Here is a 24,759-nt window from a genome sequence, read left to right on the forward strand (position 1 = left end):
TATATTGTCTTAGGAGGTGAGTGCGGTTGATCTTTTTTGATTTGGACGGAACCTTATTGGATTTCAAAGCTGCGGAATTCATGGGAGTTCAAGGCTTCCATCGGCAATTCGGAGAGAGGCTCAAGCTTCAAGACGTGCCTTGTGAGTCATTTTATGTGGAATGGTGCCGCGTAGCGGTAAAGCATTATTCGCGTTATTTAAAGGGAGAGCTGACCTTTGGGCAGCAGCAGGCGGAAAGAATGAAGGAGCTTGTAAAAGGGGAAATCAGCGATAAGGAAGCGTCATCTTTCTTCGATACCTATATTCATCATTTTGAACAGCACTGGAAGCCTTATGACGATGTGCTCCCCTGCCTCCAAAAGCTCTCTGGATACAAATTGGGTGTCATTACGAACGGGGATTCCCGTCAACAAAGGATGAAGCTGGAGCGAATGGGGTTGAAGGATTATTTTGATGTTGTGGTCGCCTCGGGAGACATCGGGGTATCGAAGCCGGATGCGGCAATATTCACATACGCTTGTCAGTTTGCAGGGGAAGATGTTATGAAGGCGACCTATGTAGGCGATGATGTTCGTACGGATATTGTTCCTTGCGAGAAGCTCGGGATTTACGGCATATGGCTTAATAGAAAAAATGAATCTCCGGTTGTGCCGGTACAGCGGGAGATCCGTTCCTTGGACGCATTGTTCGACTATTTACCTTGCTAAGGGGATAAGGAGGGACAAATATGAAAGCATTTCAGCTTCGTCCGTTTATTCCTTCCGGAAAGGATTATGCACTGGCCCAACGATTTTTCGAAGCACTGAGCTTTGAGAAGGTATATTCGGATAATGGCTTGAGCATTTTTCGAAAGGAAGGTCAGGACTTCTACCTGCAAAATATCCACAATCAAGAGCTGCAGGATAATTTCATGGTTGAATTGCTCGTCGATGATCTTGACGGCTGGTGGAGGCATATACAGGAAGCGGAGCTTGCCGAAAGATTCCCTATTAAGGTTAAGGAACCGACCTTATATCCATGGGGGAAGCGGGAGATCCATCTAATCGACCCGGCCGGTGTTTGCTGGCATCTTGCCGAAATGACTGTACCGTCCTGATAAGTGAGAACGGGTGAAGATTTAAATCGTTATTTCCTAGGTAATAAATTCCATTTCGTTTAGCCGAAAAAAAGTTTGGGCTCATGTCAGATTAGCACCTTGTAATGGCATCCTATTGTGATCAGGCATATTGCCCTGAACCAATAAAATATCAGGAGGCTTATGATGAGCGTACAGATGAAGACAGAGGACCCATCTCAAAGAACAGCATTTGAATGGAAGGGGCTCGCGTGTGTCTATATTCCAACCAGGGATGTAGTTAAAGCTGCTGATTGGTACGATAGGATGCTGGGAATGAAATCCAGTATTCTTGAACCCGGAAGCCATGCAATGCTATCGATGCCCGGAATGGGCTTATTCCTGGTGCATACCGATCTGGAATCGACAGTCAACTTTTATAAGCAAGAAGGCGGGGAACCGGAAGCGGCATGGTGCTTTAGCGTCAAGAACATCGAAGGGTTATATGAGCACTTGAAAGCGCATGGCGTACAGGTTACGAAATTGCGGGACCGTGACGATTGCGGGATCAACTTTCAGTTCTACGATCCGGATGGCAACTATTTTGATGTTAATGATGATCACCGGATTTTTGTTCCTTTGGATAGAGTGAAGAAGGAAGAGGATCTGTTTGTTCTGCTCAAGCGCAAGGTCGGTTCTAAGGAAGCAATGGCCGATTGGGATGCTGTATCGGATGCGCTTGGCCATAACAAACGTCTGCCTTGCCGAGTCGTGCTTCACGGTTGGGATGAATTCCGCGTCAACTGGCCGGAGCAAGCAATGGAACTGATGCAAAGGCTTGAGAAGCATAATGAAGCCCATCCGGACAAACGTGCGGAAATTATAACTCGTTAATTTAACAATTTGCAAAGAGAACGGTTGCTTCGGCAGCCGTTTTTTGAACATGCTAGAGTTTATAAGATTTCGGGTAGAACAGAGGGATTCGACCGACCACCCCGTAGTATGCAACGCGTGACTGGGATTCATACCTATAGATTTTTATCTCAGAAGGGAGAGGTTGTCCTGCTCTAAACTTTCCAATAACGGTGGAATGTTTGTATATAGATGATTTTTATCATCCACTTTCCAGAAAAAAATTGTATTTTTGTATGGTAAAGGGTTTGGAAATGCAACGAAAAGGGGGGATCTCGGTGGAATTGTACCTATCACAAGAAATCGACAGCGAAGGCAAAGCCTGGGTAAGAAATAAGCTGATCGAGTTTAACTGGCGTCATTTTCCTGCTGAGCTAAGGAACCGATATCAAGAGGTAAACCTGTTTCTGAAAGATGGCGAGGATCATATTTTGGGAGGACTAGTAGGGGAAGTATGCTGGAACTGGCTGGAGGTCCACTATGTGTTTGTAGAGGAAGCATACCGTAGATCGGGTTATGGTAAACAGCTGCTCGACCAAGCTGAACGCATGGCCCAAGAGAAGCAGTGCGATTTCATCAAGCTGGATACATTAAGCTTTCAGGCGTTGGGATTTTATCAAAAGCTCGGTTTTGATATTTACGGAACGATTCCTAACGCGGGAGGACACACTCATTATTATTTAAAAAAAGACCTAACGTGTTAGACGCGGATTACGCTGGGGGAGTCTTGAATTATATGAATTTTATGGACAAAGCTGACGGAGAAATACCAAATATGGAGGTAAGTGATATGAAGACGCCGAGAGAAAAAATATCTTTTCGGTTACATACGCCGTCCGATACCCATGCTATCGTATCCTTGATTAGCCGCGAACCGTATCATTTCATGTACGGAGTAACAGCAGAAGAGTTTGAGCGTGATCTGGATGAACCGGGCGAACGCATTCGCGAGCATACTTTTGTCGTTGAGGCTGGTGCAGACATGGCTGCGTATTTTTCCTTGTGTTTCGTCAAAAGGAACTCTCATACGGCGGTTTATTGCTACGGAACGGTTGACCCTGATTGGCGCAGACAGGGTATTGGCACTGCTATATTTGACTTTATTTTCTCGAAACTTGAAAAGATTGCATTAGAAGAGTCGACTCCGATTCATTTCATTCATCGCGCCATAACACGTATTCCTGGTGAAACTGCACTGGGCATTCGGTTCCGCATGCAGGAGCAGCAAAGCTTGGAGGTTCTTCGTTGGAAGGCCGTTGAGGATTTGAGGCACAGAGCTCCGTCAAAGGAATGGCTGTTCCGTGCCCCGACCCTTGCAGATGCCCAAGCCTGGGCTGAAATTTATAACGATGCGTTTGGAGGTAATAAAAGTACGGCAAGCGTTGTCCATGAGTTCGAGGGGACAGGATTTTCACCGGAACTGTATCTGTTGTGTACTACTCTGTCAGGAGAGCCCTTGGGCTTCGTCTCAGCTACTCTCAGAGGGACCCAAGGGCGAATACCTACCATTGCGGTACGGCACGAGCATCAAAAGCGGGGTATCGGTAAGGCGATGCTATCCCTAATCCTGCAAAGATTAACGGTCCAAGGGGCGGAGGATGTTCGATTGTCTGTTGATACTGCTAACGCAGCGGCCAGGTCGCTGTACAGCATGTTTGGTTTTCAGCAGGATTACAGAAGAATCCATTACGCGACAAAGTTCTTGCCATAGTCTTAAGGAATGCATTTTAACGAATGAAAGGTGAAAATTTCATGACCAAAAAGAGAAACGATAGCAAGGAAGTGCAGCGCGCTGTGCCGGAATCTGACCTTCCTGCGGGGTTGGCGAAGCCGGCTGTAAGAGCTCTTACAGGTGCCGGTTATGTACGTCTGGAACAGTTCGCCAAGCTGAAGGAATCCGAGGTTCTTCAACTTCACGGCATGGGTCCCAAAGCGATGGAGCTGCTTCGCCGCGCCTTGGCAGAGAAGGGGCTCAGCTTCGCTGACGGCTCCTGAAGATTTAGGTTATTTTAACTTCATGTTAATCTGCGTATGGATAATTAAGGTATATCGACTACCTGGATGGAAGTGATTTACCTTGACGATCGGTATGAGATTAACCCTGCTTTATTCGGGCATTTTGACCTGCGTTTTATTATTGTTTAGTGCTGCTCTCTATATTTTTTTGGAGGCTTCCATATACAATGATTTGAAAAAATCGTTGAAGGCTCAGACAGCACAAATTCATCAACATATTGCTTACCAGCTGGAAATTTCCCCGCGAGGCTCGAATTTGGTCATCGGGCTTGATGATCTGGATACCGTCAGCTCGGGAATGTACATTCAGATTACCAACTTCCTTAGCGGCACCAAGAGCAAGACAGTCAATTTGAGCCATGCTGAGCTTCCCTATTCTTCACAGGCTTTGACGAGAAATCAAGAAGAGGAGTATTCCGTCGTTCCGATCCATAATACGTCCTTTTTAATCTATAGCGAGCCATTAGTTTGGAATGGAAGCACCGTCGGAGTGCTGCAGGCCGCTTATAATGTCGGCGTAATGGAAAGGTTCCTCGCGAATTTGCGTTGGATTCTTGGCCTCTTAGCCATCATTGTAGTGACCCTCGCCGCTTATATAGGCTGGCTCTTTTCACGCAAGGCGCTTAAGCCGATCTTTTCGTTAGCGGCTGCGGCTAGGAAAATCCGGCATAGTGACGACTTCGGGACGCGAATCCAATATCAGGGGCCAATAGATGAAATAGGTCTTTTAAGCGAAACCATGAATCAGATGCTTGAACGCATTCAGACCATATATGCCAAGCTGGATCAATCGTCGATGATGCAGCGCAGATTTGTAGCCGACGCGTCGCATGAGCTGAGAACCCCGTTGACGTCCATTCAAGGAAATGCCGAATTTTTGAAAAACGTATGGGGAGCCTCGAACCGCGAGCGGCCTCAATCTCCAGAGGAAATTGAAATCTCTTTGGAAGCACTGCAGGATATTACGGATGCCTCCGAGAGGATGGGGAGACTCGTCAACGATCTGCTCTCTCTCGCCAGAGCTGATTCCGGTTTACAAATGAGCAAGGACGTATGGGAGCTGCGGTCAATTATTGAAACCGTCCTAGGCAAAGTCGAGTCCATTCCGAAGCATGTCAATTGGGCTGTAGAGAAGGCAGAGCTCACGCAGGGGCTTCGTATCGTTGGAGATAGAGATTACCTACAGCGGATGCTGCTTCTTTTTATCGAAAACGCCTTTAAGTTCACGTCCCAAGGGGCTGTCAAGCTGAGTATCGAGAAGGAGGAGTACAGAATAGGATTCAGGATAGAGGATACAGGAATCGGCATGAGTGAGGAGGAGATTGCTCATATTTTCGACCGGTTTTACCGGGCGGACTCCTCCAGAGGAATGACGCCTGGCAGCGGATTAGGGTTATCGATCGCCAAATGGATTCTTGAAGAGCACGGCGGGACGGTTCACGTTAGAAGCACGAAGGGTGCGGGATCGGCTTTTTCGATTTGGCTTCCTATTTATGTTGGCAATGCTTGCGGTTCGGCCGCACTGACGGAAGGGGATAGCGTATGAATGCCCAAATAAGGAGAAACGCTGCGCCATCTGCATTTGTCTGAAGTGAAGGTAAAAGGCAACAAAGGCTTGAGGGCGAGATATATCCATAGGTTTATGGCGCAGCCGGAGTTTCAAGATGTGCAGGATGACGAAGCGTTTATTTCTATTTTGAAAAATAACCGATTACTCTGAAGAGCTATTTCGTCAAAATCTTCATAAGAATATCGATCTGGCTGAACCAGCCTTGTTCCGGCGCTTCCTGAAGCATCAATCCCGTGATAACGGAGAAGTAGAGCATTAACAGCTCGGAAGGATCCCCTGCGCAAAATTCCCCGGACTCCTGTCCCTTTATTAAAATAGGAGCCAGCTGCTGGATCGTTTCTTGAGGCGAATACTGCCCTAGGATTTCTTTAACCTTACCGGGCACATCATCGGATTGCCGCGCATGCTGCAGCAGAAGAAAGCTATATTTATGATTGTCCTCCAGCATTTGAGCCGTCAATGTCCGGATTTGCTCCAAGGGAGTACCGGGCAGCTGGTGAAGGCTGTGAATAGCGGTTTGGGCCGCCTCCATCGCTTCCTGTACAAGTAAGGTGAAAATTTCCTCTTTCGATTCAAAATACCGGTAAGAAAGACCTTGGCTTACGCCGGCTTCGGCGGCGATCATACTCATCTTTGTACCCGAGATGCCCCGTTCTGCGAATACTTTGAGTGCGGCTTTTTTGATTTGCTCCTTCCGTTCATCTGGAATAGGTTCTGTTTTGGTTTCGCCTGATGGTACCATAGTCATACACGCTCCCATGAATAGGATGTTTGTTCTTCGCTGATGCTCCACAATTTCTCGGCCGCAGCTCTGTTAAGACCTGGTGCTGCCGGTGTCTTTTGCCGCATATCCGCGTAATAGAGACCGCTTTGCCCCGTAACGTCGTCGGAGTCGGCGAGCCAGACCAGCGTCTCAGCACCCTTCTCGGGAGTACGGGAAAATAATTTCATCACGCTCATCGACAGGCGAACTACCGCCCCGTTATTTTGGTTGAAATTGGTGGCCACCAGGCCGGGATCGAAACAGTATGAGGAGACCCCCGTTCCCTCCAAGCGTCGGGCTAATGCAGCGGTAAATAATATATTTGCCAGCTTCGTCTCGGCATAGCGGAGGGTAGCTCCGCCTAACAGATTGAGCGGGAAGGTGAACAATTGTTTTGCGCTAATATCCTCGAAACGGATTCCACGCCTAGCCATCTTGTGCCCGTGGGAGGCGGTTGTAATGATACGGGCATTCCCGCTTTGCTTCAAACGGTCAAGCAGCAGGCCGGTTAACAGAAAAGGGGCCAGATGATTAACCGCCCAAGTCATTTCCAAACCGTCCACTGTAAGCTGGCGCGTCTCGTACATAGCCCCGGCATTGTTGATCAACATATCCAGCCTGGACCACCGGCTCAAAATCTCGTTCGCCGCCTGGCGTATGGATGCTTGAGAAGCCATATCAGCAAGGAAAACATCTACCGTATTATCCTTGGCGATAGCACGGAGCTGGGCTGCCACCTCGTTCGCCTTGGCTTGATTGCGAGCCACAATGCCCAAGTTAGCGCCACGAGCGGCCAGTTCCTTGGCTGCCGCCAATCCGATTCCGCTGGTAGCTCCGGTGATCACAATATATTTGCCTTGTGCTGTCCATTGATTATTATTCATTATTTTGTGCATCATTACAACGCCTCCATTAGTGAATGAATGATTCATTCATTTTTTATTCATGGTAACTTCGAATGCAGTTGTTGTCAATAGACTTTTATCAGACACTATACCGAGCAGCTCGGAAGTTTCTTTGAAGAGAGTATAATCGTAGTTGTTTTTTCACTCCGGGACATGGATGGGTGTGGTAAAATAATGAAAATAAGAATGTGCTTAGTAAACGCAACGGCTGATTTTAAGTGAAAGAACCCTATAACATAAGATGCGGAGGGAATAGCTAATGCAAATCGTGGACTTACGTAGAGAAGACATGGCACGAATACAGGGGGCCGCTGCCCTCTTGATGGTAAACTTCACAGAAGCCTGGGCAACCATGGAGGACGCCTTGTTAGAAGTAGAGGAGAGCTTGCAGGAGGACAGGATCAGCCGAGTGGCGGTTGATGAAGACGGCACTGTCGTAGGCTGGATCGGCGGTCAGAGCAGCTACAGCGGCCATGTGTGGGAGCTGCATCCGTTGGTGGTAGCGGAGAGCTATCGGGAACGCGGGATCGGCAGGGCGTTAGTGACTGATTTTGAAGCATGCGTCCAAGCTAGAGGAGGCATCACGATCTACTTGGGAACAGACGATGAGTCGAACGGTACGAGTTTATACGGACAAGAGCTTTATCCGGATGTGCTGGGGAAGGTGATGCAGCTGACGGATCGGAACAGACATCCTTTTGGATTTTACAAGAAGCTGGGGTTTGAAGTGGTCGGTGTCCTGCCGGATGCGAACGGATTCGGCAAGCCGGATATCTTCATGGCCAAACGAGTCGGACCCGGAGAGGGGCACGGGTAATGGACTGCTTGGGCTGTCGAATTGCCAAAGGGACGGAGCCGGACGTGAAGGTCGTTTATGAGAATGAGTATCTAACCTGTGTTCTGGATATAGCTCCGTTTAACGAGGGTCATCTGCTCATTCTTCCGAAACGGCATGTGCTGGACGTCGATGAAATGGACATGGAAACAGCACACCGCATTATGGAGGCCTCCATGAAGCTATCCTCGATAATCAAGCGAGTATTTCATCCTGATGGGATCTCGATATGCCAGAATGGCGGCATATTCAACGACTTGAGGCATTATCATATGCACTTGATCCCGAGGTATAAGGATGATGGATTCAGCTGGAGCGAGCCCTTATCTCCCCATGACGCAGGCGATCGGTTAAGCGAAACCTGTGATAAGATCGTAGAAGCCTTGATTCGGGATGGGAGCGAGACTTAACCTGAGATGAATAAACAGGAGGCACCGCAGCCGGATGTATCCAAGGGTATCGTGGGTATAGTATTTAGGCTTACTACTATCCGATTCATTCATGGAGATTTGGAGGATTCCCAATCTTTCATTAACAAGGTGAATATACTGAAGTGATTGATTTTTGGTGAAATGGAAGGCAGCTAACGGCTGTACAAATTTGGATTGGAAAAAAACGTACACTTGCTCTATGAAAGATTCAACGGTTTATTTTCAAAGGGATGCACCTCATTGAAGGGAGTAATTAGTACACCCCCGCAAAGCGGCGCATTGATTTCGAGGCTAGTTCAATTACTTTGCAAGGAGCCACTAAAGTCATCATGTTAAAAAAAGCCTCTGCTGCATATAGCAAGCAAAGGCTTAGAAGGTCCCTTCCAAATGAAAGGTTTGCCCGATAAACGTTTGACGGTGTGCTTCTTAATGCTCGCCTTCAGTGAAAACCTGGAACGATACGCCGAATTTATCGGTCAGGTTGCCGTAAGCAGGGCTGAAATGGGTTTCCTGCAGCGGCATATGAACTTGTCCGCCTTCCGACAAAGCTTCGAACATTTGCTTCGCTTCGCTCGCATCCTTGGTGGAAATGCAGACCGTAACCTGATTGCCGCTTTGGTGGGGCTGACCAGGGAACGTATCAGAGAGCATAAGGTCCGTCTCGCCGACCTTCAGCAAGGAATAGGCGATCAGTCCTTTGGCTGCGTCAGGCAGCGGGAACTCCGGATTAGCGGGCATATCGGCGAACGTAAGGCTGTGGAGCAGCTGGGCATTCAATGCTTTTTCATAAAATGCAATAGCTTCCTTGGCGTTACCGTTCATCACAAAATAAGGCAGCAATCTAACTGTCATTATCAATGTCAGCTCCTTTGGTTGAATGGTTGGAATTCATGATGCTTCCGTGACGCGGATTCCTTGTCGGCGAAACAGCACCACCTCCCAGTATTACCCATAATCAAACTATATAACAAAGAACATATGTTTGCAATCCGAAAATTGGTTATGTCCGGTCGTTCCTATTATTTTGTGATAAAATGGAAGTAAGTTGGATGCTTGCATGGAGAAGCGGAGGTGATTACGATTCGTATTTCAGAATTGGATCCTGATCGTCTGACGAGACAGCAGATGACGACACTATTGTTCGAGGGCATTGCAGACGATGGAAGTCACGGCGACTGCATCTTTGTATTTGGCAGCAACAAAAGCTTACGGTACAGGCTGCCTGCGGCAGTCGAGCTGTATCGTCAAGGCAGGGCTCCGAAGCTTCTCCTGTCGGGGGGAACCGTATGGCCGGCGCAATCCAATCAATGCGAGGCAATGCTTATGAGGGAGAGAGCTATTGAGCTTGGGGTTCCTCCAGAGCATATTTTGACGGAGACGGAATCCAGGCACACGAAAGAAAATGTTCTCGCCTCCCTGCTCGTCCTTGATAGAGGCCTAATGCTTCAGAATGTCCGCAGGCTATTGGTCGTTACTTCAGCATATCATGTGAGAAGAGCCCATCTGACTCTGAAAACTTACATGCCCCGGTGGGTCCAATATACCCTATGTCCGGTAGACGACCAAACGACCAAACGGGATAACTGGTGGCTTAGTGCTGAAGGGGCCAACAGAGTGGAAGCCGAATCCCGTAAAATCATTATGTACATCAGAGCGGGCGCCATTGAAGACGACGTATTGCCGCAAGCCAAACCATAGGAGGGGACTCAGCATGATAAAGGCGGTCGTATTTGATTTTGACGGGTTGATCATTGATACGGAGACCGTTTGGTACGAATCGTATAAAGAAGTTTTCGAGGCGTACCAAATCGATTTTCATTGGGAGCTGTTCGTAAATTGTGTAGGGACGGACGATTCGGCGCTGAACCAATATATCGATGAGAAGGTGGTGAAGCTGGGGGTATGCCGGGATGACATTAAGCGGCAGGCAAAAGAGCTGCATAAGCAGAAAATGAAAGCGGTTCCTATGAGAGATGGAGTTCAGGATTATTTGAACGAAGCGAAATCATTAGGATTGAAAATAGGGCTTGCTTCCAGCTCCAAGCGGGAGTGGATCGAGTTTTTCTTGAACAAGCTGCAGATCGGTGAGTACTTTGAAGCCATTTCAACAGGGGATCAGGTGGAGAAGGTGAAGCCGGATCCTACTCTTTATTTGAGAACGTTGGAGCTTCTTGAGGTGGCCGCTAATGAATCGGTTGCCTTCGAGGATTCCTCTAATGGCGCCAAGGCGGCGACCAGGGCGGGCATGAAGTGCGTTATCGTACCTAATGAGCTGACGCAGTTTCTTACGTTCGAGAAGTATGATTTACGGATATCTTCCATGGGTGAAATGAGCCTGGAGCAAGTCATTCAGCATTTCAATTAACGGATGGCCGAGGTGGGGAGATGGAGGTAGAACTGCAGCGTGTCGCTTATGAGGAAAAGGGGATTCTGCGCAATCTGCTGGAATTTTATTTATATGAATTAAGCGAGTATCTGGATAGCCTGGAGTTAAATCCATACGGACAATTCGAATATCGGATGCTGGACCATTATTGGACAGATTCGAGCCGGCATCCGTTCTTCATTCGCGAGTCGGGAAAATTGGCGGGGCTGGTGCTGGTCAGGGAGTGGGAGCGGGCTCCCGATCAATCCGTCACCTGGCTGATGGCGGAATTCTTCATCCTTCGCAAATATCAGAAGCTGGGGATCGGCCGATCCGCGGCATTCAAGACCTTCGATCGGTTTCCGGGACGATGGATCGTATCCCAAATCGAACACAATGCGGCAGCAAGGGCATTCTGGAACAAAATTGTCGCCGAGTACACGAACGGTGTATTTCAATCTATACAGTTTGGAAATCAGCCAGCCCAGCATTTTGAAGTAAAGGCCAAATAAGAGGGGTTAACGATGCTGAAACGGTTCTTACAAACCGTTCATTTTATCGAGTAGGCTAGAGGAATACATCAAATACAGGAAGAGGCTTTCCATTGGAAGGCCTCTTTTTTTACCACTCTTTTTCCACTTCTATTTATGGATATATCATCTTGTGATAAAAGCTTTAGACGGGGACCATCTCTGGCTAGGGCTCTTGGTGTTGAGCTAAAAAGCGGTTGACCTTTCTCTGTTAATGAACTGTTTTCTAACAAGGAAAGGATGAACGGCTTCAAATACAGCACAAGCTGCAATAATGTCCAAGAACGTCAAAATTGTACCAAAGAAAGACTATCCATAACAACGGCTTCCCCCATGAAGCAAGTCAATAAATCCAGGCGTATCAACGGTTTCGGAATTCGGATAATTACCCTGAAATAAGTCTATTGTGCTGTAAACAGCAGCCGCGTATAGTTTGGGTAATCGGCCCGAGCCGAAACCATAGGGTCGTAGATGCTATAGTTTTGCATGATCATGATATAGCAACAAGTACGTCACAGGAAGAAGGGATGCACATGGACCAAAGTTCAACACAGAGCAAGCCGCATATATTGCAGACGGCCGTCAGGCGCCGGCAGGCAACGGGGGTTTGGCGGGATTACCAGCTGTACTTACTGCTTGTTCTTCCCATTTTGTATTTTATTGTCTTCAAGTACGTTCCGATGTATGGAGCGGCCATTGCTTTTCAGGATTATAGTATTTTCCAAGGGGTAACCGGCAGCGAGTGGGTCGGCTTCGATAACTTCCGGCAGCTGTTTGCGATGAGTCAGTTTTATCAGGTTGTTCGGAATACGCTGATCCTCAATTTCCTGGATTTATTCTTTTCATTCCCCGCACCTATTGTTCTTGCGCTTCTGCTTAATGAGCTCAGGGTCATCTGGTTTAAAAAAATGGCGCAGACCATTTTATACCTGCCCCATTTTATCTCGTGGATCATTATCGGCGGCCTCGTGTATCAGATGTTTTCTACCAACGGAGGTCTCGTCAATAACCTGGTTACGAGTCTTGGCTTGCAGCCCATTCCATTCTTGACGGAAAAAAATAACTGGGTGCTCGTGTACCTGGGAACAGGGATATGGCACAGTGCTGGCTGGGGGACTATCATTTACTTGGCAGCGCTAACAGGAATCAACAAGGAGCTTTATGAGGCAGCGGAAGTTGATGGCGCAGGAAGAATGAAGAAAATATGGCATATAACGCTTCCGGGTATCCGTTCGACGATTGTCGTGATGCTTATTATGCAGCTTGGCCATATTATGACGATCGGCTTTGAACGGCCGTATGTGATGGGCAACCCGCTGGTTATGGATTATGCGGAAGTGATCAGCACCTTCGTATACAAGGCGGGACTCCAATCGGCACAATTCTCGCTGGCGACGGCGATGGGCTTGTTCCAGGCGTTGGTTGGACTTGTTTTCGTCATATTAGCGAACACGATCGCCAAGCGCTTCGGGGAGCAAGGAATATGGTAGGAGGGAACGATATGACAACTGGATTACAGCGGAGACCGCCAAGGATACGGATCACAGACGTCGTTATTATGCTGATCGTGGGAGCAGCCATGCTCCTTTGTCTCCTGCCGTTCCTGCATATTATCTCGATCTCATTAAGCTCCAAGCATGCCGTCTTGTCCAATCTGGTCACGATTTTTCCGCGGGAAATTGATTTTCATGCTTACGAGATTGTGTTTCAGGATACAAGAATGCTGTGGTCGATGGGGTTGACCATCATCCTGACGGCTGCCTATACAACAATCAGTATGGCGATGAGCATCTGTGCGGCGTATCCATTGACGAAGGAGCGATTGAAGGGAAGATCGGTCTTCATGATCTTGATCGTCTTTACGATGTTCTTCAGCGGCGGCTTGATTCCCGAATATTTGCTGGTGAAGCAGCTCGGTCTGCTGGACAATTTGTTAGCGCTCATCGTACCGGGAATGATCAGTGCGTTTAACTTGATTATTTTGCGGACCTTCTTCTCGTCGATCCCGGCGAGCCTGGAAGAATCGGCGTACCTGGACGGCAGCTCTCATATCGGCACGTTACTGCGTATTGTTCTGCCGCTTTCGCTGCCGGTGCTGGCGACGCTCAGTCTGTTCTATGCGGTCTCCAGATGGAACGGCTTCATGGATGCGCTCTTCTACATTACGAACGCGAATTTGTATCCCATTCAGCTGAAGCTGTACCAGGTCGTGATGAACAGTATGGTAACGGACTTAACGGCTCAGGAAGGCGCGGTTCAAATCGATGTCGTCCCGGAAGGAATCAAGGCGGCCAGCATCATGTTCGCTACTACGCCGATTTTAATCGTGTACCCATGGCTTCAACGGTATTTTGTTTCCGGTATCATGATCGGAGCGGTCAAAGGCTGATCCGTTCCTCTGGATTTGGATCAATCTGGAGTTGGCAATACCTCTGTTGTTTAGAGGTGAAGATGATTTGAAAGTCGAAAACATAGATGAAGGGGAGTTCTGAACATGAAGGCAAAGCAAAGAAAGTGGTTAGGAGCTTCAACGGCGGCTTTAATGCTGACCAGTATGCTGTCGGCATGCTCCGGTCCGGCAAAAGATTCTGCACAGGGACAATCCAACGGTGCAGGCAAGGAGCCTGTCACCTTGAAGGTGGAGATATTCGATCGCGGCAACGCGCCCGCAGGCGCAGGACCGGTCGACAACAACTTCTGGACGCAGTGGATTCAGAAAAATTTCGGCGACCCGAACAATATCAAGCTGCAGTTTATTCCGGTTCCGCGCAATCAGGAGGTAGATAAGCTTAACGTGCTGATGTCCACCGGCGATGCTCCCGATCTTGTGTTTACTTATGACATGAACACGATTTACAATTATGTCAAAGGCGGCGGCTTGACCGAGCTCGGCAAGCTGATCGACGAGAACGGGCCGAATCTGAAGAAGTTCCTGGGTCAGGAGGTTCTCAACTACGGCATCTTTAGCGGCAAGCAGTATACGATCCCGGCGAAGAGGCCGCTTCAATTCACTCAATCGTCCTACATCCGAAAAGATTGGCTGGATAAGCTGGGATTGCCGGTTCCGAAGACGACAGAGGAGTTTTACCAAACTATGAAAGCGTTTAAGGAGAAGGACCCCGGGCAAACCGGCGGCAAAGTCATTCCTTACGATTTCAGCGCTTCGAACGGCACGAATATTACGACTCCCGGTGTTTTGATCAGCTCATTCGTTAAAAAGCTGTCGGAGGAAGATTTTTACGCGATGCCGGAGCTGCTGAAGCCGGGCTACAAGGACGGCGTCCAGTTCTTGAATAAGATGAATCAAGAGGGCTTGATCAACCCGGATTTCGCTCTGGACAAAGACGGCAAAAGCTTCGAGCGGGACGTGGCGAACGGCTATGTCGGCGCCTTCACGGCGCTGGCGGCTCACCAAAACCTGATGGGACCAGGGAACGTATTCGATACGCTTAAGAAAAATGTTCCAGGCGCCGAGTATGTGGCTATGGATCCATTTACGAATGAGGAAGGCAAGCATCCGAAAGTGATTTACGACCCGATCGGCATGCATATCATGATTCCGAAGTCGAGCAAGCATGCGGTGGAGGCGATCAAGTATCTGGACTGGATGTCGAAGCCGGACGTGCTGTTTACGCTGCAGAACGGTATCGAGGGCCAGCATTATACGCTGGAGAACGGCTTCCCGAAGGCCATTACGACCGATGAAGCGAAGAAAACGTACTATAACAACACCGATATTGCAATTATCAGCAACGGAAGAGATTTTGGTTCCAAGGATAAAAATATCGAGGCCGGTGCCCTTCAGTTCCCGAACTACAAAGAGCTTGCCAAGCAAACGATGATCAATGCTCTTAATGACGGGTACACGAATCCGCGCTTCGAGCGGCCGATCGACTCCGAGATCAAATACAGCAAGACGCTGGGAGACAAGGCGCAGGAAGCTGTAGTGAAGAGCATTCTGGCCAAGCCGGAAGAATTCAATAAGCTGTTTGACTCGAAAGTGGAGGAATATTTGAAGCTGGGCGGGCAGGCTGTGATGGATGAACGCAGAGCCGCCTACAAGGAAATGAAAAAGAAATAAGCAGGATGTACGGCAATCCCTTCTAATGTAGAGGGGGTTGCCTGAATGTTTACTATAAAAGGGTGGGGAACATGAATATCAACAACAACTACATTAAGCGGATGCTGCTGTCATACCTCCCCATTCTGTTTGTTACTGTCAGTGTGCTGATATTTATTTTTATTTCCATCATCAATGAAATTAATGTTCGAAATGCTATTCAGGCGAACCGGCTCACGGCTGCGTATATTGTGAATATGGTGGACAGCTCGTTAAAAGGCATCTCTTTTGATGCTCAGAAAATGATAGAAACGAGCGGTGAGCTGCAGCAATTCCTCGACGGTCCCTCCGACAGGGCTCAGGAATTCGATGTGTCCAATATGCTGAGCAGTCTCATGGTTCGATACGGGCTCGTCGATTCGATTTACTTATATCGGGCCAAGGATGGCAAGGTTCTTGATCAAAGCACGATACGTTCGATAGAACAATTTCCGGACCAGAGCTATATCCGCAGCTCACTGGACCGCATGCTGGCGGGAGTCTGGTCTTCGCCACGGCTTAAGGAGAACGAAGGGCTGAACGCATCGACGTCTGTGAGCGTTACCTCCTTGGGGTTGAAAATTCCGCGCGATTCCGGAAGTCTCGGCTATATGATCATTAACATCAAGGTTTCCTCGTTAGATTCCTACATCCGTCAGATGATCGACCAAAAAATTACGGAGACGCAGCTGTATGATGCCCAAGGAAAGCCTTTCTTCGAGGATAGCCGTCTGGTTTCGTACAACAACAGTCTGAATGCGGATATCGTCTCGGATTACACGGGCTGGAAGTATCGAATGAGCATTAAAGGCGGCAAGCTATTCGATCTTTTGTTCCACGGAAGCACGGTGTGGGTCATGCTGGGCCTTGGGGCCATCGTCTTTGCGATCGGCTCGACCTTCTACGTGACACGGAGAAGCTACAAACCGATTGAAGCCATTCTGCATCGGATCGACCGCTTTTCAACGGCTATCAAGCCTTCCGATCAAAGGGATAAGAGCAATGAGTTTGCGTTTATCGATCATGCGATCGAGCGGTTAATAACGAACAACATGGCGTTTCAGGAAAAGCAGCAGGAGCATCTGGTCATTCGAAGACAGCAGTTTCTGCAAATTTTGTTAAAGGGCGAATATGATGACGACCGGGCTGCGTGGGAGCAGGAATGGCACCATTTCGGACTATCGGCGGGCCACTTTATCGTAGGGCTGCTGGAGCTTGATCACTATGTGCAGTTCGGTCTGAAGTACAGTCCTAACGATCAATCATTGTTCAAATTCATTATCAGCAGTGTCACTGTCGAGATAGCCGAACAAAACGGCCAGAGCATTGTAGCGGAGTGGATTTCGAAGCACCAGCTTGTTATTCTTCTTCTCTCGAAGGAAGGCAAGGCTTTGGAGCATCACATGCTTCAGCTGTCGGACCAGATCAGAGCCTGGATAGAGAAGCATCTGGATTTTACGGTTACGATCGGCATCGGCTCGGCAGCCACTCAGGAATCGGAGATAGGGCGTTCGTTTGATGAGGCGGCGGCGGCCGTCAGCCGGAAAGTGACGCTTGGCGTAAATCAAATTATCGACGCGGTAGAAGTCAAGGGGAGACCTGACGGAGAATGGTTCGCCTATCTGGAAATGATCCGCACGATCGTACGCAAGCTCCGCATGTCGGATCCCGAATGGCTGAGTGAGCTGAATCAGCTATTCAACGAGATGACCGTTCACCGGCTTGGCAAGGATGATGTTGAACGGCTGCTGCATTATTTCATCTTTCATCTGGAATACGAGATGGAGGGAACGCTGCCTGAAGCAGCCAAGCTATGGCTTCAGGATGCCAAGCCGGTCCTGCTTCTTGCGCTGGAGCAATCGGATACGCTGGCCCAGCTCGAGTCCTGCTTCCTTAAGGAGCTGGAGCAGCTATCCGGGCGCATCGGAGAGCTTGTGCAGAGCAGGCGTTACAATGCACAGATGATAGAGATACGCGACTTCGTGACGAAGCACTTCATGGACCCGAATCTTTCGCTCACCATGCTGAGTGATCGGTTTCAAATCGGCTCCAAGTATTTAAGCCAACTGTTTAAGGAAAGCATCGGCCAAAACTTCTCGGATTTCCTGATCGGCTTACGAATCGAACATGCCAAAAAACTGCTTCGCGAGTCGGATGTTTCGGTACAGGACATCTCAGACCTTATGGGGTATGCAAATACGACGTCGTTTATAAGGATTTTTAAGAAAATCGTCGGAGTGTCTCCGGGACAATATCGGGAGTCTCAGCTTCGTAACGAAAGTAAATAAAAGATGAACAGGAGGTTGGCTGGTGAAGCAGCATGTTAAAGGCCCGCTGGTAATAAAAGGGCAAGTGCGTATCCAAATTCCCGAATTACGGACTTCTCCGGTCGAGCATGCAATCCGGATGCTGATCAGAGACTTTGAGGCCGTGCTGGGAGCCAAACCCGAGCTAGTGACGGAAGCAACGGAGGCAGCGGAAATCGGTATCCGTATAGCCGGGGAGAAGGATGGCTGCCAGCAGCGTCCGGAAGCGTTCGGCTTTCGTTTCTGCAGCAATGGCGGCACCCCTCGCATGGAAATAATCGGCTATGATGATTTGGGCCTTGTGTATGGCATATTAGCATTCAGCAGGGAATTCCTGGGCATCCAGCCGTTCTGGTTTTGGGCGGACCAGTCGTTAACCAGGTGCCAAGAGCTCGTGATTCCATGCGTCGATTATGATGCTCCTGAGCCTAGGGTTCGGTACCGGGGCTGGTTTGTCAACGACGAGGTATGCCTGATCGGCTGGAAAGACCCATATCCGCCTTCCAGGGAAGTGTGGGAACCCGTATTTGAAGCGCTGCTCCGTTGCGGGGGGAATGTGGTCATTCCCGGCACGGATTTGCCGAAGCATGGAATTCATTATGAGCTTGCTTCCGAGATGGGGCTATGGGTAACGCATCATCATGCGGAGCCGTTGGGAGCGGAAATGTTCCTTCGTGCCTTCCCGGGCAGAACGGCCAGTTATCACGAGCATCCGGGGCTGTTCGAAAGCTTGTGGCAGAAGGCTATAGAGAAGCAAAAGGACAAGAAGGTTCTCTGGGTGCTCTCGTTCCGCGGGCAAGGAGATAAGCCGTTTTGGATTGATGATCCTGCTTTTGACACTCCCGAAAAACGCGGGGCGATGATAAGCAAGGTGATTCGCAAGCAGTATTACATGATCGGCAGCGCTGTCTCCAATCCGGTTTATTGCGCAGCACTATATGGAGAAATCGCTGAATTGTACAAGGGAGGGTTCGTGGAGCTTCCGGAGGACGTGATCAAGATATGGGCCGATAACGGGTACGGCAAGATGGTTTCCCGCCGGCACGGCAATCACAATCTTAGGGTACCGGCGCTCCCGGCGGCTGACGATAGAGGCAAGCACGGCCTGTACTATCACGTGACGTTTCATGACCTGCAAGCCTCCAACCATCTGACGATGTTCCCGGGACCGGCGGAATTTTTGAAGCAGGAGCTTGAGAACTCCTTCTCCTCCGGCGCAGATGAATATTTGCTGCTCAATTGCGGCAATATTAGGCCTCATATCTATCCGCTGGATGTGATCCGAGAGCTGTGGAGCGCCGGCACGGTGGATGTTGGCAAGCATTTAACTGAATTCGTACGCAGCTATTATGGCTCCCATCATGATGAGCTGGAGGAATTATACGGCAGCTATGCGGAGGCGGCCCTGTCGTACGGACCGCATGACGATGATTGGGCTGGAGACGAATATTATCACCATCCGGCCAGGGTTATCATCGGCCATTGGCTGCAGGGGAAGGGAGATCAACCGAATCCGAGATTATTCTGGGCTGCGGAGGCGGATTCTTTCCTGAAGCAGGTGAAGGGGTTCGAGGAACGGCTGGAGAGCGGCATGCAGAAATGGGGCGCATGGCTCAAGCGGTGCGGCGAAGTGCTGAATCAGCTTGGAACGGACGATAGGCGCAGAGCCGGCGATCAGCTGCAGTTCCATGGTGCCCTTCATTTGTCCGGCTGCGAAGGGTTTTATTGGCTGTGCCGCGCTTACAGAGAGTATAGCGAGAAGCGTTACCCGCAAGCGTTCGTCTGCGCCTCCGAATCGATGTGGAGCTATCAGAAAGGACTCGACCAATTAAGAGCTTCCGAGCATGGCAAGTGGGACCGGTTTTACCGGGCGGATTGGCTTACGAACATTCAGAGCACCGTCCAAAATGTGGATACTGTAAGAAGGTTCCTTCGCATCCATGGAGACAGTCCCGACTTTTTCTTATGGTATAAGGAGTTCCTGATGCCGGAAACGGAAAAATACATTTATTTGGAAAATACCCACCGCAATCCTTTATCCGATGATGAGCTGGCTCAAAGGCTTAAAGCTTATTTTCAGCAAAGGGAGCTTCTGTAGAGCCTGCGGTCTGTGAGAAGGGTACATGCAATAAAAAAGTCCCTGAGCGAGCGATTCTGACTGCACCCCAATTGTTAGACACCATCCAACAGTTGAAGGTGCAGTTTTTTTGTTTGCTGCCACTATGGATGCAGGACTGTATGTTAAGAACGGACGATTTTTTGCTGCTTCTGTTCTATGCTTGCCAGCTGCTAGTGGTCTATTATCAAAGAGATATAAGCAAATATGACGATTCCTATAGGAGCGATAGAGATGACAGGAAAACATTCCCCTATAAGCAGTAAGCTGCCCGTCCTGATGCACGGCGCGGATTATAATCCCGAGCAATGGCTGCATGATCCGAAGGTGCTGGAGGAAGATATCCGGCTTATGAAGCTGGCCGGCTGCAATGTCATGGCCATCGGCATATTCTCCTGGGCTTCGCTGGAGCCTCAGGAAGGCGTGTTTTCCTTCGAATGGATGGATCAGGTGCTGGAGCGTTTTGCACAGAACGGGATTTATGCCTGGCTTGCCACGCCGAGCGGGGCACGTCCCGCCTGGATGTCCGCCAAATACCCGGAGGTGCTGCGCGTAGGAGCCAATCGGGTCCGCAACCTGCATGGAATGCGGCATAATCACTGCTACACGTCGCCGGTCTATCGGGAGAAGACGGCCATCATCAACGGCAAGCTGGCTGAACGCTACGCCAAGCATCCGGCCGTACTCGGCTGGCATATCTCCAATGAATTCGGCGGAGATTGCCACTGCGGCCTCTGTCAGGATGCCTTCCGCAGCTGGCTGAAGAAGAAGTACGGGACGCTGGAGGCTCTGAATGCGGCTTGGTGGACGACCTTCTGGGCACACACCTACACGGATTGGTCGCAGGTGGAATCTCCAGCTCCCCACGGGGAGAACATGGTTCACGGCATGAATCTGGACTGGCGCCGGTTCGTAACGGATCAAACCGTCGATTTCTGTCGGCATGAGATAGAATCGGTGAAGAGAGCCAATCCCGAGCTTCCGGCCACCACGAACATGCATATGATCGAAGGCCTGGATTACCGCAAATTTGCAGATGTGCTGGATGTGATCTCCTGGGATGCTTACCCGACCTGGCATCAAGGGACGAACGATATCAAGCTCGGCGCATCCGTAGCGTTCTACCACGATTTATTCCGCTCCATCCGGAAGAAGCCGTTTCTTCTTATGGAAAGTACGCCAAGCTTGACGAACTGGCAGCCGGTCAGCAAGCTGAAGCAGCCGGGCATGCATCGTCTGTCCTCGCTGCAGGCGGTAGCCCATGGATCGGATTCCGTGCAGTACTTCCAGTGGCGCAAGAGCCGCGGCTCCAGCGAGAAGTTTCACGGAGCTGTAGTGGATCATGCGGGCCATGAGCACACGCGAGTCTTCCGGGATGTGGCGGAGCTGGGGAGGTCGCTGGCGGCCATCTCGGAAGTCACGGGCACTTCGACTCCGGCGGAGACGGCGATTCTGTTTGATTGGGATAACCGTTGGACCGTAAAGAATGCCCAGGGTCCCCGAAATATGGGGATCCATTATGAGCAGACGGTCCTGGACCATCATCAGGCCTTCTGGGAGCAGGGAGTGCCGACGGACGTCATTGGCAGCGAAGACGATTTCGCACCGTATAAAGTGATTATCGCCCCCATGCTGTATATGTGCCGTGAAGAGACAGGCAGGAAGCTGGAGCGATTCGTTGAGAACGGCGGTACCTTGGTGGCTACCTATTGGTCAGGCATTGTCGATGAGCATGATCTATGCCATATAGGAGGCTTCCCCGGACCGCTTCGCAAGGTGCTCGGTATCTGGGCGGAGGAAATCGAAGGACTGTACGAGGAAGACCGGAACGGGCTGGCGTTGTCGCCGGATAACGCTCTTGGTCTGACAGGAACCTTCGAGGCTCATGAAATTTGCGAGCTGATTCATGTGGAGAGCGCAGAGGTGCTGGGGCTTTATACGGACAGCTTCTATGCCGGGCGCCCGGCTTTAACAGTGAACAGTCTGGGCCAAGGACGCGCGTACTATATGGCTGCCCGGCTGAAGGCGGACTTCCTTTCCGCTTTTTACCAACGGATCGTTGAGGAAGCGGGGCTTACCCGCACATTGAATACCGACCTGCCGCGGGGTGTTACGGCCACGTGGAGGACGGATGGGGAAACGGACTATGTGTTCGTAATGAATTTCAGCGAGATGGAGCAGCAGATTCCGCTTGATGGGCGCGGATATACCGATCTGGAAAGCGGAGATCCTGCAGGGGATAGTGTAAGTCTGCCGGTTCACGGTATAGCGGTGCTGAAGCGAGAGGCGTGAAGTGTGGAGCGGGGTGCCGTAGAAAAGAAAAACCGGAGCGCTATGCTCCGGTTCCGGCATACTGTTGAAAAAAATGTTTTGTGGGAACTATGCTGCCTACGAAGGTGGGTAAGCCCGGAGGAGGTTACTTCGACCTTTGAAACCTGTGAAGTACCGCTGCATTAGATTTACTTTTCACGGATTTCAATAGTGGCTGGAGGGGCATACCCACCGGAGTATATTGGCAAAGTTCGAGCTCTATAGGTTTTTCCTCAGATTCACCGGCATCAAACCATAGCCTGATCACATCGTATGAATAAACCGTTCCAGCTCGTTCGCTACGGCATAAAGGCTGGCGCGATTTTCGAATTCATGGCGCGTTTCCGGCAAGGGAAGCAGCTTATGGTATTCACGGATGGCACGCAGCGTTTCGCGCAGATGGGCTGTTGAGCTTCCAGGTTTCAGGCTGCTGACCTCAAGAATAAAGTCTCCTATCCGGATGCCCTGGTCCATCTTAACCGAAATTCTTGAAATATACGGGAGCATTCGCTCCAGGATTTCGTACTGCTGGCGTTTTGTATCAAAATAACTCTCGTAGGAGTTCGTTTTGCGCAGTAAATTATTCTCCGCATCGAGCACTGCGAGCCTCTTGGCTTGCTGAAGCTCGTCGCCAAGCTGCAGCAGTTCCTTCCCGTCCCACAGCGTATAGCCTTCCTTGAGATAGGCGGCCATCTCTTTCAAAATAACGGAAATGAGCCGGTCCACTTCCTCCTTACGGCGGTTTAACTCCTTATCGATGCTGGGCATGTACCAATTAACAAGCAGGGCGACACCTAAGCCGATTACTATCACCAAAAACTCATTAAGGAAAAAGGCCGGTTCAATGCCTCGATGCATATAGACATGCATGACGATGACCGAACTGCTTGCGATGCCTTCCTGCATGCGAAACCGGACGCAGAACGGGATAAACAGCAGCAGATAAACGAGAAAGGAATACGGATGATAGCCGATGATAGCAAACAGCAGGCTCGAGAATAAAAGGCCGGATAGACAAGCAAACAATCGGCTGACGACGGCTTGCGTTGATTGCTTGCGTGATTTTTGAATGCACAGCAGGGTCAGTATCCCCGCCGCAGAGTAGTATTCGAGCTGCAGCAGCTGGGCAAGCAGAATGGAAATGCTGACGCCGACGGCAGTTTTTAGAGTACGGAAGCCGATTTTCATCTTCGTCATGCTGTCACCACCAATAGCATTTTGCTATATTGTATAGTGCTCGGGTTGGAGTGTAAATGTAATTCACACAAAAACAACATCATTCAACAGCATTTTTGAAAAATAATTGAAAACATTGTCGCTGCAGTGAGAAGGTTCACGAAATACGAAAAAAATGTTGTATTACATTACATAAAAGTGGGCTGAAAAGCAGAAAAAAGGCGTTCCGCAGCGGAACGCCTTGAACCTGTAGCTTCTAGGAAGCAGCAGCCTGTGCAGCTGATCTGCGATTGGATACGGCTACGCCAACCAGAATAAGAATCCCGCCGACGATTTGAACCATCTGGATCGTATCCCCAAGAACGAGATAAGCCACGATAATAGCGATGAACGGGGGGATATTCATAAACATGGAGCTAGTGGATGCGCCTACCTCGGAAATGCTCTGATTCCACCAAAAGCCCGCCAAGCCTTGGCCGAAAATAGCGGCGCAAGCCAGCAGCAGCCACATCGTGAGGTGAAGGCTGAAGTGCATATGGCCTTGACTCGCTTCCCATAGGGCCGCGGGAGTCATCAGGACCGTTCCCATGACGGTTGCAAAAATAGTGATGTCATAGGATGGCATGCTGGTCGTTAGTTTGCGGATGAACAGCAGGCTGACGGACAGAGCTAGCATAGCCATCAGCAGCAAAATATCGCCTTGCGAAATGCCGATGGATTTGCCTCCGAACAGCACGATAAGAACGACGCCGATAAGCGCAAGGCCTGCTCCGGTCAGCTTGTTCACTGTGATGGCTTCCCTCAAGAAAATGCGGGCAAGCAAAGTAGTAGCGACAGGAGAGAGCGCTATGATGAGCGAGGCATTACCGGCCGTAGAGTGCTGAAGACCGATGAAATAAAAGAACTGGTTGAACAGGGTGCCGAACAGGCCCGCAAATAGCAGGATAAGCCACTCTTGGACGGTCGGGCGCTTCATCCTCCGGTTAATCAAAGCTACCGAAATTAAGAAGAGTGAGGTTAGTACAAGACGGGAGTAAGACAAGAAGATAGGAGAAAAATCTCTCAGCAAATAGGCGCTTGCGACATAGTTGCATCCCCATAGCAGCGAGACGCCGAGCAAACGCAAAAAAACAGCCTGATGGGCCATGACAGCAGAATTCCTTTCGATTTCACACATGATTCGTCCATTATCAGCGGTCCGTTTTATTGTAAAACCAGAAATAAGCTAAAAATAACAGAAATTCGAACGTATACTTCTGTTGCAGCGATAGAGCATCGGCTGTTCTTACGATTAGTGCCAATCGATAATGCTAAACCCGCTTTCCCTGGAAAAAGGTTGAGCAGGATACTCATTAACAGGCGATTCTAGAA

23 protein-coding genes are annotated in these 24,759 nt (G+C 49.6%); 18 read left to right on the top strand and 5 right to left on the bottom strand.

Annotated elements, in window-relative coordinates; translation table 11 throughout:
• Positions 1-26: 26 nt before the first annotated feature.
• From B1728_RS21355 to B1728_RS21385, 7 genes are all read left to right on the top strand, one after another.
• Entirely contained in the window at positions 27-707 is a 681-nt protein-coding gene (locus B1728_RS21355; protein WP_179136127.1) for an HAD family hydrolase, read from the top strand.
• A gap of 20 nt (positions 708-727) precedes the next feature.
• Positions 728-1,096 carry a VOC family protein gene (locus B1728_RS21360; RefSeq protein ID WP_079912427.1) on the top strand — a complete coding sequence of 123 codons (369 nt, stop codon included), beginning with the start codon at positions 728-730 and terminating at the stop codon, positions 1,094-1,096.
• A gap of 177 nt (positions 1,097-1,273) precedes the next feature.
• Entirely contained in the window at positions 1,274-1,948 is a 675-nt protein-coding gene (locus B1728_RS21365) for a VOC family protein (RefSeq protein ID WP_256865458.1), read from the top strand.
• Between the two features lie 296 nt (positions 1,949-2,244).
• Positions 2,245-2,670 (top strand): GNAT family N-acetyltransferase, encoded by a 426-nt coding sequence (locus B1728_RS21370; protein WP_079912429.1) that lies wholly within the window; start codon positions 2,245-2,247, stop codon positions 2,668-2,670.
• An 86-nt stretch (positions 2,671-2,756) separates the two neighbouring features.
• Positions 2,757-3,677 (top strand): GNAT family N-acetyltransferase, encoded by a 921-nt coding sequence (locus tag B1728_RS21375; protein ID WP_179136129.1) that lies wholly within the window; start codon positions 2,757-2,759, stop codon positions 3,675-3,677.
• Positions 3,678-3,718: 41 nt separating this feature from the next.
• Entirely contained in the window at positions 3,719-3,961 is a 243-nt protein-coding gene (locus B1728_RS21380; RefSeq protein WP_079912565.1) for a helix-hairpin-helix domain-containing protein, read from the top strand.
• Between the two features lie 82 nt (positions 3,962-4,043).
• Positions 4,044-5,528 carry a sensor histidine kinase gene (locus tag B1728_RS21385; protein ID WP_079912431.1) on the top strand — a complete coding sequence of 495 codons (1,485 nt, stop codon included), beginning with the start codon at positions 4,044-4,046 and terminating at the stop codon, positions 5,526-5,528.
• A 178-nt stretch (positions 5,529-5,706) separates the two neighbouring features.
• Here the strand turns inward: B1728_RS21385 and B1728_RS21390 are convergent, their stop codons facing one another.
• Together B1728_RS21390 and B1728_RS21395 are read right to left on the bottom strand one after the other, a co-directional pair.
• Entirely contained in the window at positions 5,707-6,294 is a 588-nt protein-coding gene (locus B1728_RS21390) for a TetR/AcrR family transcriptional regulator (protein WP_144027952.1), read from the bottom strand.
• 2 nt (positions 6,295-6,296) lie between these two features.
• Entirely contained in the window at positions 6,297-7,211 is a 915-nt protein-coding gene (locus B1728_RS21395; RefSeq protein WP_079912566.1) for an SDR family NAD(P)-dependent oxidoreductase, read from the bottom strand.
• A gap of 268 nt (positions 7,212-7,479) precedes the next feature.
• Here B1728_RS21395 and B1728_RS21400 point away from each other — a divergent pair, with 268 nt between their 5' ends.
• Together B1728_RS21400 and B1728_RS21405 are read left to right on the top strand one after the other, a co-directional pair.
• On the top strand, positions 7,480-8,037 hold the full coding sequence (locus B1728_RS21400) for a GNAT family N-acetyltransferase (protein WP_079912433.1): 558 nt from the start codon (positions 7,480-7,482) through the stop codon (positions 8,035-8,037).
• Entirely contained in the window at positions 8,037-8,465 is a 429-nt protein-coding gene (locus tag B1728_RS21405; protein ID WP_079912434.1) for an HIT family protein, read from the top strand. The genes B1728_RS21400 and B1728_RS21405 overlap by 1 nt, the downstream gene beginning before the upstream one ends.
• Positions 8,466-8,912: 447 nt before the next feature.
• On the opposite strand, the gene B1728_RS21410 is transcribed toward B1728_RS21405, so the two are convergent.
• Positions 8,913-9,338 (bottom strand): VOC family protein, encoded by a 426-nt coding sequence (locus B1728_RS21410; RefSeq protein WP_079912435.1) that lies wholly within the window; start codon positions 9,336-9,338, stop codon positions 8,913-8,915.
• A gap of 219 nt (positions 9,339-9,557) precedes the next feature.
• On the opposite strand from B1728_RS21410, the gene B1728_RS21415 reads away from it, so the two are divergent.
• From B1728_RS21415 to B1728_RS21455, 9 genes are all read left to right on the top strand, one after another.
• Positions 9,558-10,184, top strand: coding sequence for a YdcF family protein (locus B1728_RS21415; RefSeq protein ID WP_256865450.1), 627 nt, complete (start codon positions 9,558-9,560; stop codon positions 10,182-10,184).
• A 16-nt stretch (positions 10,185-10,200) separates the two neighbouring features.
• The gene (locus B1728_RS21420; protein WP_179136147.1) at positions 10,201-10,851 is read left to right on the top strand and encodes an HAD family hydrolase; all 651 of its coding nucleotides are present in this window, start codon (positions 10,201-10,203) and stop codon (positions 10,849-10,851) included.
• Positions 10,852-10,871: 20 nt separating this feature from the next.
• Positions 10,872-11,363, top strand: coding sequence for a GNAT family N-acetyltransferase (locus B1728_RS21425; RefSeq protein ID WP_079912437.1), 492 nt, complete (start codon positions 10,872-10,874; stop codon positions 11,361-11,363).
• Positions 11,364-11,914: 551 nt separating this feature from the next.
• Complete coding sequence (locus tag B1728_RS21430) at positions 11,915-12,871, top strand: ABC transporter permease (protein ID WP_079912438.1); 957 nt, start codon at positions 11,915-11,917, stop codon at positions 12,869-12,871.
• Positions 12,872-12,882: 11 nt separating this feature from the next.
• The gene (locus B1728_RS21435) at positions 12,883-13,770 is read left to right on the top strand and encodes a carbohydrate ABC transporter permease (protein ID WP_079912439.1); all 888 of its coding nucleotides are present in this window, start codon (positions 12,883-12,885) and stop codon (positions 13,768-13,770) included.
• A 105-nt stretch (positions 13,771-13,875) separates the two neighbouring features.
• Positions 13,876-15,462, top strand: coding sequence for an extracellular solute-binding protein (locus tag B1728_RS21440; protein WP_079912440.1), 1,587 nt, complete (start codon positions 13,876-13,878; stop codon positions 15,460-15,462).
• Between the two features lie 71 nt (positions 15,463-15,533).
• Positions 15,534-17,768, top strand: a complete 2,235-nt coding sequence (locus B1728_RS21445) for a helix-turn-helix domain-containing protein (protein ID WP_079912441.1) — start codon at positions 15,534-15,536, stop codon at positions 17,766-17,768.
• Between the two features lie 52 nt (positions 17,769-17,820).
• Positions 17,821-19,884: a glycosyl hydrolase 115 family protein gene (locus B1728_RS21450; protein ID WP_079912568.1), complete on the top strand. Its 2,064-nt coding sequence runs from the start codon at positions 17,821-17,823 to the stop codon at positions 19,882-19,884.
• Positions 19,885-20,136: 252 nt separating this feature from the next.
• Positions 20,137-22,194 carry a beta-galactosidase gene (locus B1728_RS21455; protein ID WP_079912442.1) on the top strand — a complete coding sequence of 686 codons (2,058 nt, stop codon included), beginning with the start codon at positions 20,137-20,139 and terminating at the stop codon, positions 22,192-22,194.
• Positions 22,195-22,476: 282 nt separating this feature from the next.
• Here B1728_RS21455 and B1728_RS21460 read toward each other — a convergent pair whose 3' ends face one another.
• Both B1728_RS21460 and B1728_RS21465 read right to left on the bottom strand, forming a co-directional pair.
• Positions 22,477-23,409: an aromatic acid exporter family protein gene (locus tag B1728_RS21460; protein ID WP_079912443.1), complete on the bottom strand. Its 933-nt coding sequence runs from the start codon at positions 23,407-23,409 to the stop codon at positions 22,477-22,479.
• Between the two features lie 235 nt (positions 23,410-23,644).
• Positions 23,645-24,535 (bottom strand): DMT family transporter, encoded by an 891-nt coding sequence (locus tag B1728_RS21465; RefSeq protein ID WP_179136130.1) that lies wholly within the window; start codon positions 24,533-24,535, stop codon positions 23,645-23,647.
• Positions 24,536-24,759 lie beyond the last annotated feature (224 nt).

Origin of the sequence: Paenibacillus sp. 32352, assembly GCF_002042965.1 — a bacterium.
Classification (GTDB): Bacteria; Bacillota; Bacilli; order Paenibacillales; family NBRC-103111; genus Paenibacillus_S; species Paenibacillus_S vulneris.

Coding starts and splice junctions, on each gene's coding strand:
- B1728_RS21380 (WP_079912565.1), top strand. CDS start 3,719: ATGACCAAAAAGAGAAACGATAGCAAGGAAGTGCAGCGCGCTGTGCCG.
- B1728_RS21440 (WP_079912440.1), top strand. CDS start 13,876: ATGAAGGCAAAGCAAAGAAAGTGGTTAGGAGCTTCAACGGCGGCTTTA.
- B1728_RS21395 (WP_079912566.1), bottom strand. CDS start 7,211: ATGCACAAAATAATGAATAATAATCAATGGACAGCACAAGGCAAATAT.
- B1728_RS21455 (WP_079912442.1), top strand. CDS start 20,137: ATGACAGGAAAACATTCCCCTATAAGCAGTAAGCTGCCCGTCCTGATG.
- B1728_RS21400 (WP_079912433.1), top strand. CDS start 7,480: ATGCAAATCGTGGACTTACGTAGAGAAGACATGGCACGAATACAGGGG.
- B1728_RS21435 (WP_079912439.1), top strand. CDS start 12,883: ATGACAACTGGATTACAGCGGAGACCGCCAAGGATACGGATCACAGAC.
- B1728_RS21465 (WP_179136130.1), bottom strand. CDS start 24,535: ATGGCCCATCAGGCTGTTTTTTTGCGTTTGCTCGGCGTCTCGCTGCTA.
- B1728_RS21425 (WP_079912437.1), top strand. CDS start 10,872: ATGGAGGTAGAACTGCAGCGTGTCGCTTATGAGGAAAAGGGGATTCTG.
- B1728_RS21430 (WP_079912438.1), top strand. CDS start 11,915: ATGGACCAAAGTTCAACACAGAGCAAGCCGCATATATTGCAGACGGCC.
- B1728_RS21390 (WP_144027952.1), bottom strand. CDS start 6,294: ATGGTACCATCAGGCGAAACCAAAACAGAACCTATTCCAGATGAACGG.
- B1728_RS21365 (WP_256865458.1), top strand. CDS start 1,274: ATGAAGACAGAGGACCCATCTCAAAGAACAGCATTTGAATGGAAGGGG.
- B1728_RS21460 (WP_079912443.1), bottom strand. CDS start 23,409: ATGACGAAGATGAAAATCGGCTTCCGTACTCTAAAAACTGCCGTCGGC.
- B1728_RS21375 (WP_179136129.1), top strand. CDS start 2,757: ATGAAGACGCCGAGAGAAAAAATATCTTTTCGGTTACATACGCCGTCC.
- B1728_RS21405 (WP_079912434.1), top strand. CDS start 8,037: ATGGACTGCTTGGGCTGTCGAATTGCCAAAGGGACGGAGCCGGACGTG.
- B1728_RS21410 (WP_079912435.1), bottom strand. CDS start 9,338: ATGACAGTTAGATTGCTGCCTTATTTTGTGATGAACGGTAACGCCAAG.
- B1728_RS21360 (WP_079912427.1), top strand. CDS start 728: ATGAAAGCATTTCAGCTTCGTCCGTTTATTCCTTCCGGAAAGGATTAT.
- B1728_RS21445 (WP_079912441.1), top strand. CDS start 15,534: ATGAATATCAACAACAACTACATTAAGCGGATGCTGCTGTCATACCTC.